The 8,988-nt window shown below is 69.7% G+C and carries 10 protein-coding genes; 6 read left to right on the plus strand and 4 right to left on the minus strand.

Annotated features, from left to right (window positions below):
• Window positions 1–171 precede the first annotated feature (171 nt).
• Both ABF401_RS04005 and ABF401_RS04010 read left to right on the plus strand, forming a co-directional pair.
• Window positions 172–954 carry a DUF4097 family beta strand repeat-containing protein gene (locus tag ABF401_RS04005; protein ID WP_353508248.1) on the plus strand — a complete coding sequence of 261 codons (783 nt, stop codon included), beginning with the start codon at window positions 172–174 and terminating at the stop codon, window positions 952–954.
• A 76-nt stretch (window positions 955–1,030) separates the two neighbouring features.
• Complete coding sequence (locus ABF401_RS04010) at window positions 1,031–2,320, plus strand: alpha-hydroxy-acid oxidizing protein (protein ID WP_353508249.1); 1,290 nt, start codon at window positions 1,031–1,033, stop codon at window positions 2,318–2,320.
• A gap of 38 nt (window positions 2,321–2,358) precedes the next feature.
• Here ABF401_RS04010 and ABF401_RS04015 read toward each other — a convergent pair whose 3' ends face one another.
• From ABF401_RS04015 to ABF401_RS04030, 4 genes are all read right to left on the minus strand, one after another.
• Complete coding sequence (locus ABF401_RS04015; RefSeq protein ID WP_353508250.1) at window positions 2,359–2,979, minus strand: DUF3618 domain-containing protein; 621 nt, start codon at window positions 2,977–2,979, stop codon at window positions 2,359–2,361.
• Entirely contained in the window at window positions 2,976–3,425 is a 450-nt protein-coding gene (locus ABF401_RS04020) for a phage holin family protein (protein ID WP_502908190.1), read from the minus strand. Before ABF401_RS04020 ends, ABF401_RS04015 begins: the two co-directional genes overlap by 4 nt.
• Window positions 3,422–4,219 (minus strand): hypothetical protein, encoded by a 798-nt coding sequence (locus tag ABF401_RS04025; protein WP_353508251.1) that lies wholly within the window; start codon window positions 4,217–4,219, stop codon window positions 3,422–3,424. The genes ABF401_RS04020 and ABF401_RS04025 overlap by 4 nt, the downstream gene beginning before the upstream one ends.
• Window positions 4,220–4,406: 187 nt before the next feature.
• Window positions 4,407–5,915, minus strand: a complete 1,509-nt coding sequence (locus tag ABF401_RS04030; protein WP_353508252.1) for a long-chain-fatty-acid--CoA ligase — start codon at window positions 5,913–5,915, stop codon at window positions 4,407–4,409.
• Between the two features lie 300 nt (window positions 5,916–6,215).
• On the opposite strand from ABF401_RS04030, the gene ABF401_RS04035 reads away from it, so the two are divergent.
• The 4 genes from ABF401_RS04035 (at window position 6,216) to ABF401_RS04050 (ending at window position 8,920) form a co-directional block, all read left to right on the plus strand.
• Window positions 6,216–6,695, plus strand: coding sequence for a MarR family winged helix-turn-helix transcriptional regulator (locus ABF401_RS04035; RefSeq protein ID WP_353508253.1), 480 nt, complete (start codon window positions 6,216–6,218; stop codon window positions 6,693–6,695).
• Window positions 6,696–6,750: 55 nt separating this feature from the next.
• On the plus strand, window positions 6,751–7,722 hold the full coding sequence (locus ABF401_RS04040) for a zinc metalloprotease (RefSeq protein WP_353508254.1): 972 nt from the start codon (window positions 6,751–6,753) through the stop codon (window positions 7,720–7,722).
• Between the two features lie 174 nt (window positions 7,723–7,896).
• A complete protein-coding gene (locus tag ABF401_RS04045; RefSeq protein WP_353508255.1) occupies window positions 7,897–8,337 on the plus strand; it encodes an NHL repeat-containing protein in 441 nt (146 codons plus the stop codon).
• Window positions 8,300–8,920: an SMP-30/gluconolactonase/LRE family protein gene (locus ABF401_RS04050; protein WP_353508256.1), complete on the plus strand. Its 621-nt coding sequence runs from the start codon at window positions 8,300–8,302 to the stop codon at window positions 8,918–8,920. Before ABF401_RS04045 ends, ABF401_RS04050 begins: the two co-directional genes overlap by 38 nt.
• Window positions 8,921–8,988: the final 68 nt, after the last annotated feature.

The following is an 8,988-nucleotide window of genomic DNA, read 5'->3' on the forward strand; positions in this document are numbered from 1 at the left end:
CCTGACGACAAGATTCATGGCGACACCCTTGAGGCGGCTCCGACACCTTCGCCGACCCCGTCATCCCCACCACCCCAGCGCACGCCGAGCCAGTGGCAGGCCCCGCCGCGACCGAGCGAACCGGCGACCCCCACGCGTCCCGCACGCCGCTCCACGGGCCCCTGGCTGGCCGTGGCCGGTGTCGGGCTGGCGCTCATCATCGGTAGCTTCGGCGTCATCACCGAGTCGAAGACGGAGACCCAGGTCCTGCCGTTCACGGGCAACTCGATCTCTTTCGGCATCAGCTCGAACGACGTCGAGGTCGTCGGAGGCGCACCTGCCGGCACGATCGAGGTGACCCGGCGGTTCAACTGGGGTCTCGGTGGCAGCAAGCCCAAGCCCAACGAGACCTGGCAGGCCGGCGGCGTCACCATCTCCGGAGCCGACTGTCAAGGCGTGTCGTGGCGCTGCGGGATCGACTACGTCGTCCGCGTGCCCGACACCACCGCAGTCACGGTCCGCGGCGGATCCGGGGACGTGGTCCTCGGTGGCGCGCTCGGCGCGATCGACCTCGAGGTTGGTTCGGGGGACGTCGAGGCCGATGGGCTGAGCAGCTCTGACGTGCTGCTGCACACTGGCAGCGGCGACGTGGAGGTCGGCCTGGACTCCCGGGCGGCCAAGGTCAACGTCCGTACCGGCAGCGGTGACATGGATCTCAGACTCGACTCCGACACGGGCAGCGTCGTCCTCGAGGCGGGCAGCGGCGACATCAACGTCGAGCTGCCGTCCGCACCGGACAGCCTCGATGTCCAGACTGGTTCCGGCGACGTCTCGATCGACGCTCCCGACGCAGACCAGTTCCGCCTCGACGTGGAGACCGGCTCGGGGGACAAGGACGTCAACGTCACGTCCAGCAACACCGCCGAGCAGCTCATCAAGGTAAGGACGGGCTCCGGCGACGTCGAGATCAACTGACCATCCGATCGAGTGAACAGCTTTCGGTCCGAGAGTTGTTCACTCGTTGGGTAAGGCTGGGTGCATCCTTGACCGCATGAGCGAGCAGGAGAGCATCGGCCGGCGGGTCCAGAGCCGGATCTATCGGGAGGGACTCTTCGGGCGGCTGCCGGCAGCCCCGGTGGAGCCGCGCCGCCTCGAGCGAGCGGCCCGGAGGAAGATGAGTGCTCGCGCGTGGGCCTACGTCGCGGGCAGCGCCGGGCAGCACCGCACGGACGCCGCGAACCGGGCCGCCTTCGACGACCACCCGATCGTGCCGCGGATGCTCGTCGACGTCTCGGCACGCGAGCTCGGGGTCGAGCTTCTCGGCCGGCGGCTCCCGGCGCCGGTCCTGCTGGCCCCCGTCGGTGCCCTCGAGCTCGTCCACTCGCGCTCCGACATCGAGCTCGCCGAGGGCGTTGGTGAGCTCGGGCTCCCGGTCGTCATCTCGACCCAGGGCTCGAGGCCGATGGAGGAGACGGCCGCCACCCTGGGGGACTGTCCGCGCTGGTTCCAGCTCTACTGGAGCAGCAACGACGACCTCGTCGAGTCGCTCGTGCGCCGGGCCGAGGCGGTCGGCTGCGATGCCCTCGTCGTCACGCTCGACACGCACACTCTTGGCTGGCGGACGATGGACCTCGATCTCGGCAGCCTGCCCTTCGTCCGCGCCGAAGGGATTGCGCAGTACGTCAGTGACCCGGTCTTCCGTCGTCTCGTCGAGGAGCGGGTGACCAACCCGGCGAGTGCCGGCGAGCCCAGGCCTCGTCCGACCAGGTCCGCCGTCGCCGCAGCCGTCTCCATGGCGCGGCACTGGCCCGGCAACCTCAGGGAGAATCTCAGGTCGCCCCTACCGCGGGCCGCCGTCGAGACCTTCCTGGAGGTGTTCTCCCGGCCGTCGCTCACGTGGAGCGACCTCGCGACCCTGCGTGAGCGCACCCGGATGCCCGTGCTGCTCAAGGGGATCCAGCACCCGGCCGATGCGGCCAAGGCGGTCGACCATGGCGTCGACGGGCTGATCGTCTCGAACCACGGCGGGCGCCAGGTCGACGGTGCTGTCGCGTCTCTCCGCGCGCTGCCCGCGATCGTGCGGGAGATCGAGGGACGTGTGCCGGTCCTCTTCGACAGCGGGATCCGGAGTGGCGCCGACATCTACAAGGCGCTCGCCCTGGGTGCCGACGCGGTCCTCATCGGGCGTCCCTGGGTCTACGGGCTCAGCGTCGGCGGCAGCGCCGGGGCCCGGGCCGTCATGGAGCACCTGCTCGCCGAGCTCGACCTGACCATGGCGCTCACCGGTGCCCGCACCATCGCCGAGATCCGTGAGCTCGGCCTCGGTCAGGTCACCTCCTGACCGAGGCCGAGCCCACGACCCAAAGATGGGGTTGAGCGTCAGCGCTGGACGTCCTGAGCGCGCTCCTGCGCCTCGGTCTTGACCGTCTCCGCCGAGCTCTTGGTCTCGGACTTGAGCTCCTGCGCTGAGTCGCTGGCCGCCGTCTTGACCTCCTCGACAGCCTCCTGCGCCGGTTGCTTGAGGTGCTCGGCCATCTCGCTGCCGGCCTCCTTCACCTCCGTCTTGGCCTGCTCCATGACGGGCTGCGCCTGCTCCTTGATCGCGGTTGCCGCCTGCTTCTCCTTCTCGGACGCAGGCAGGAGCGACCCGAGCAGCCAGCCGGCGGCCAATGCGACCACGCCGGCTGCGAGGGGGTTGCCCTGCGTCTGCTGGCGCGCCTTGACCTTCACGTCGTGCGCGCCCTCGTGGACGCTGTCGACAGCCGAATGGCCGGTGTCCGCGACGCCGTGGGCCGCGCCCATCGTCGACTCCTTGGCATCCTCGGCGACTCCCATGACCCGGTCCTTCCATCCGGTGACCCGCTGGCTCACCTTGGCCTTCTGTCGCTCGGCGATGCTGCTCGGGGAGACGGTGGCTCCCAGCCGGTTGACGTCGTCGCTGAGGTCCTGACGGGTGCGCTCCACCTCGCTGCGCAGCCTCTCGGTCTCGTAGTCGGTCATGATTCGTGTCCCTTCATCGCTTCCGGTATGTGCTTGGCCGTCTCGGCCGTCTTGGGCAGGCCCTGGATGCGCTTCAGCTCGCTGCGGCCCATCGAGTAGAGGACGGCCGCGACGATGGCCCAGATGACGGCGACGATGAGGGCGGACCAGCCCAGGCCCACGGCGTCGCCGATCGCCCACCACAGGGCCACGGACAGGAAGAGCAGGACGAACCAGCCGGCGAGTCCCGCGCCCCCCAGCAGGCCGGATCCCTTCCCGGCGCGCTGGGCCGACTCTCGCAGCTCCGCCTTGGCGAGCTCGGTCTCCTGCCGGAGCAAGGTCGACATGTCCCTGGCGATGTCCGAGACGACGTCGCCGAGGCTGCCGAGGGGCTCGCCCGGGAGGGTGTCGGACCTCTCGTGCATATCGTGGCGCGGCGCCTCGCGCGCGCCGGGCACCTCGATCATCGGGCGTCACCCCGCAGGGACTCGGTCGACGCCGGGTAGTCCGCCGTCGTCTGGGTCGACGTTGGGTAGCCCGCAGTCGACTCGGTCGACGTTGCGTAGCCCGCCGTGGTCCCCGTCGTGGCGAGCGGGCCGTCCACAACCGTTGTCTGCGTCGGGTACGTCGTCTCGGCGGGGTAGGCCGGCGTGCCATAGGCGGTGTAGCCATTGGCTCGGTAGGACTGCGAGTCCTCGTCCTGCGATGCGGCCTTGAGGCCCCGCGTCATGCGGCCGGACAGGAGGCCGAGACCGGCCGCGAGCGCAAGGAACGTGCCAGGCTTGCGCCGTGCGAACCGCTTGACCTCATCGAGGACGGCGCCGGGCTCGCGGCCGTCGAGCCAGTCCCCGAGCGTGCGAGCCTGCTGCGAGACCTGACGGACCAAGCCATGCGCGACACCCTGCTGGTCGCCGTGAGCGGCCATCGAGTCGAGCTCATCGGTCAGCGTCCGGAGGTTGGTGGCGAGGCGCTGCTGCTGCGACCGCGCCTGCTCCGTCAGCTCGGAACGGGACTGGTCCATGAGCCGGCGGATCTGGTCGGTCGCCGTGGAGGCGACGTTGCCCAGCTCGCTCTTCGCGGTGTCGGCAAGGTGGTGGGCCTCGCCCTTCGCCGTCTCGGTCGTCTCCCGAGCAGCGTGCTTGGCCGCCTCGGTCGTGGAACCGCTCGAACTGGTCGAGCCGGTCGAGTAGGTCGGGCCCGTCTCCGGTAGGTCCGTGTCCGGCAGGCTCCCGTACGTCGGTCCGGTGGTGTGCTGGGACATGCGTTCTCCAATCTTGGGCGCGGCGTCAAATGACCGCGCCAGAGAATCTCGACCGCCCACACCTCTGAAGGCTTCGAGTGATCCCGCTCCACTACCCCGGGCCGAGAACCGATAACGATCACGAAGGGCAGCACACGACGCCAGGACACATGGGACGCGAACCCAGCTCAGCGGCATACGACCAAGATCAGGCCGGCGGGTGGACCTCGCGGCGCAGGATCTTGCCCGTCGGGCCCTTGGGCAGCTCATCGAGTCGCCAGACGCGACGCGGGTACTTGTACGCCGCAATCCGCTCCTTGACGTACCGCTGGACCTCGTCCAACGTCGTCGACGACCCCGGTCGGAGGGCCACGGCGGCACCGATCTCCTCGCCCATCGTCGCGTCCGGCACCCCGACGACTGCAGCCTCGAGGACGTCGGGGTGCGTGTAGAGGACCTCCTCGACCTCGCGCGGGTACACGTTCATGCCGCCGCGGATGATGAGGTCCTTCTTGCGGTCGACGATGGTGTAGTACCCGTCCTCGTCGACCGTCGCGAGGTCCCCGGTGCGGAACCAGCCGTCAGGGATCGCCTCGGCGGTGGCGTCCGGCCGCCGCCAGTAGCCCTTCATGACGTTCTCGCCTCGGATCGCGATCTCGCCGATCTGGCCGGGCGCCGTGTCGGTGCCGTCGAGGCCCACGAGCTTCATCTCGCAGCCGGGGATGGCGCGACCGATGGTGCCGGGCTTGGTCGGCCGGTCCGGCATGTTGAACGATGCGACGGGCGAGGTCTCGGACAGCCCGTAGCCCTCGAGGATCTGGGCGTCGAAGGTCTTCTCGAAGTTGCGCATCACGGCCTCCGGAAGCGCCGACCCCCCGGAGACACAGGTGCGCAGACTGGACGTCTCGGCGGTCTCGGCGTCGGGGTGGTTGAGCATCGCGGCGTACATCGTCGGCACGCCCTGGAAGATCGTCACCTGGTCCCGGCCGACGACCTCGAGCGCCTTCGCCGGGTCGAAGCGCGGGATCAGCGTCAGGCTGCAGCCGCGTAGGACGCTCGTGTTGAGCCCGCAGGTCAGCCCGAAGACGTGGAAGAGCGGCAGGCAGCCCATGATGACGTCGTCCTCGGTCATCTCCATGATGTCCGTGGCCGACCGCTCGGCGTTGCGGTGCAGGTTGAAGTGGGTCAGCTCGGCACCCTTCGGCTTGCCTGTCGTGCCCGACGTGTAGAGGATCACCGCGGTGTCGTCGTCGGCGCGCTCGACCGGCTCGGTCACCGGGTCGCCGTCTGGCAGGGCCCCCGCCACCGGACCCATCGGGGTGCACTCGATGACCTGGGTGGCGATGCCCTCGATGGCCGCGATCTGGGCTGCCTTGCGGGCCTCCTCGGCGAAGTCTGGCCAGACGAAGGAGAACTTCGTGCCCGCGTCCTCGAAGTAGTACGCGATCTCGCCGCTCTTGAGCAGCGGGTTCATCGGCACGACGATGCCGCCGGCGAGCAGGGTCCCGTAGAAGAGGACGGGATAGGCCGGGACGTTCGGCAGGATGAGGGAGACTCGATCGCCCGGCTCCAGGCCGGCCGCGCGCAGCTGCCCCGCAACCTGGGCCGCCGCGCCATGGAGCTGCCCCCACGTCACCTCGGCCCGGTCGAGCTTGAGGCCGGTCTTGTCCGGCAGCCGCTGCGCGGTGGCGACGAGGTTGGTGGCGAGATTGGTCATGATCGCTCCTTTGCACGTACCGGCGAGTACCGAAGCCATCATGCAGCGAAACCGCGACGGATTGGTCACGATCCGGTCAACGTCACTGCGGGCGGCCGGTCGACGCGACTATCGTCGCCGGGGTTGCCCAGAGTGGGTGCCGAGAACTTCGGCGGCTGGCCCGTTGTGGTACGTGTAACCGCCACTGGAGCCCGGCTCGTTCGCGAGCCGGGCTCCCTTTTCTTCTCGCTTGTCGACGCCGTATGCCGCTCCGCTCCCTTCCGTGCGCGGCTGCCCTTCCCGGCGGGCATCCTTGGACCCATGACCGCACGCCGCCCGCCCGAGCTCGGGCTGCTCTTCGACCTGCTGCGGGCCGGCGAGGGCCTCGGCGCCATGTTGCGCACGGCGCTGGCGTCCAGTGGCCTGACGCCCACGGGCTATGCGGTGACGAGTCTGGTCGATGCACTGGGCAGCATGACGCCGTCGGAGGCGGCGGAGATGATCGGCACCAAGCCGTCGACACTCAGCGCGCATCTCGCCAAGCTCGTCCGCGACGGGATCCTGAGCCGCACCCCAGGCACGGACGGCCGCTCGGTCGACCTCCGACTGACGGACGAGGGGCGGCGAGTGCACGCGGCGGCGGTGCGGGCCGTGCGTCGGGTGTGGCGACCCGTGTCCCAGGATCTCGACGTCGAGCAGGCCCGCGCCGTGCTGGCCGAGGTGATCGGGGCGCTCGAGGCCGGCGCTGCGCTGCCAGATCGAGGGGGCCGAAAGGGCCCGCGGGCACGAGATCGACGGTAGCGTCTCAGCGTCCTTTACCGCCCTGCCCAGATCGCTTGCGAAAGGTCCCACATTGATGCTGAGAAACACCCAAGCGCGGCTGGCCCTGCTCGGCACGGTCGCTGCCGCAGCCCTCGTCGTCAGCGGCGCGACGCCGGTCACGTCCGCGGCCCCGGCGAACTCAGGTGCGACGAGCTCCCCCGCTGTGGCCGAGTGCGCGGACGGCGGAGGCCTCGCCGACGTGGCGCGCGTCCGCGACGGCAGCGGTGCCAAGGAGCCGAAGCTCGCCCCCGACAACGAGGCCAAGGCCTATGGCGTCCTGCCCGACTTCCCCCGGATGCCGAACGGCAGCGTCACGATCGAGACGGTCTTCCACTCCATCTCCGACCACGAGCTGACCGCTGCGGAGAAGACCCGAATGGAGACGATGATCGAGGCCCAGATGACGGTCCTCAACGACTCCTACTCTGGCGCGACGGCGTCCGACGCCGCCGACACACCGTTCCGCTTCGAGCTGGCCAAGATCAACTGGGTCGTCAACGACGCGTGGTACGACGTCGTCCCCGGGAAGGCCGAGCGCGACATGAAGAAGGCGCTCCACGAGGGCGACTCGAAGACGCTCAACGTGTACACCGCCAACATCGGCGCGGGTCTGCTTGGTTGGGCGTACTTCCCCAAGGGCTACAACAACGGCCGGGACTACGTCGACGGCGTGGTCATGCTGGACGAGTCGATGCCGGGGGGCACCGCCGGCAAGTACTCGTTGGGCGACACGCTCACCCACGAGGTGGGGCACTGGCTGGGACTGCACCACACCTTCAACGCCGGGTGCTCGGCCTCGGGAGACTTCGTCGCCGACACGCCGAAGGAGGCGCACCCGCAGTTCAACTGCCCGGTCGGCGCGGACACGTGTGCCGCCCCGGGGCTCGACCCGATCCACAACTTCATGGACTACTCGCAGGACTCCTGCATGGACATGTTCACGGAGGGCCAGGCCGAGCGGATGAGTGACGCCTGGCGGGCGTTCCGGGCGAGCGGCAAGGGCTGACCGCAGGCACGACTCCCCCCATGACGGATGCCGCCCACCGACCCGGTGGGCGGCATCGGTCGTCCCAAGGCCAAGGTCACGATCAAACAACTTCGGATCCGAACTATTTCGCGGGCGCCGCAGGTGCGGCATAGTGGTTCGGGTCCGAAGTACTTTTGACCGTGAGAGGCCCGCATGCCCACGCCCCGCTGCCCCAGACCGAGCCGCTTGGCCACCATCGCCGTCTCGGCGGTTCTCGCAGCGGCCGCCCTGCTGCACGGACCTTCGGCAGGCGCACAGCCGGCGGCCGAGAGGCAGGTGCCGAGTCAGCCCGGGCGGAGTGACCTGCCGAGCACCTATGTCGTGAGCGAGGAGCAGGGCGTGCTGCCCGAGGGCATCGAGGTCACGCCGGCCGGCCGGATCTACGTGACGTCGTCCGGGACGGGAGACGTCCACGTCGGTTCCGTCGGCTCGGCGACCATGCGGACCTTTGCGCGCGGGTCCGAGGTCGGACGATCGAGCGCGCTCGGCGTCCACGCCGACGCGAGGGGCCGAGTCTTCGTCGCCAGTCCATCGGGCGTCGACGTGTACTCCTCCGATGGAGAGCTGCTGGCCCGGCGCGGCCACTGCCGATGAGGTGGCGTCGACCTATCTGAACGACCTGGTCATCACCTCGGACGCCGTCTATGTCACCGACTCCGCCAATGCACTGGTCTGGCGGATGGACCTGCGGGGCAACGTCATCGGCGAGCTGCGGCCGTGGCTGCGAGCGCGGCAGCTCATGCCGTCGTTCGAGCCGGGCTGGTTCTACCTCAATGGCATCGTCGCCTCGCCTGACGGGTCGCGCCTCCTCGTCTCAGCCCAGGGCCTCGGTGCACTCATCCGGGTCGACACCGAAGCGGCAGCGGCCGAGTTCGTCGTGATGGATGGCAGCATCTTCGGCACCTTCGGGCCCGACGGGATGGTGCTCGAGCGAGACGTGGTCCGCGGAGTCCTCAACTATGGGGCCCCCGACACGGGCCAGGGGCTCTACGTCGCCCGGCTGGACCCCCAGTGGCATAGCGGTTCCGTGGTGGCCGCTACGACGGACGCCGACTTCTCGACGCCGACGACGGTCGCGGCCTCGCGGGACCGCTACCTCGTCGTCAACAGCCAGCTCGACAGCGCTCCGGGAAGCCCGCCGTGGACGGTCGTCGCGGTACCCGATCCGCTCGACTGACGTCGGCGGTTCGGCAGGGGGCCGGTCGGCCCTGTCCCCGCCCTCCACGCGGGGTCAGGGCCGACCAG

Origin of the sequence: Intrasporangium sp., assembly GCF_040414665.1 — a bacterium.
Taxonomy (GTDB): Bacteria; Actinomycetota; Actinomycetes; order Actinomycetales; family Dermatophilaceae; genus Intrasporangium.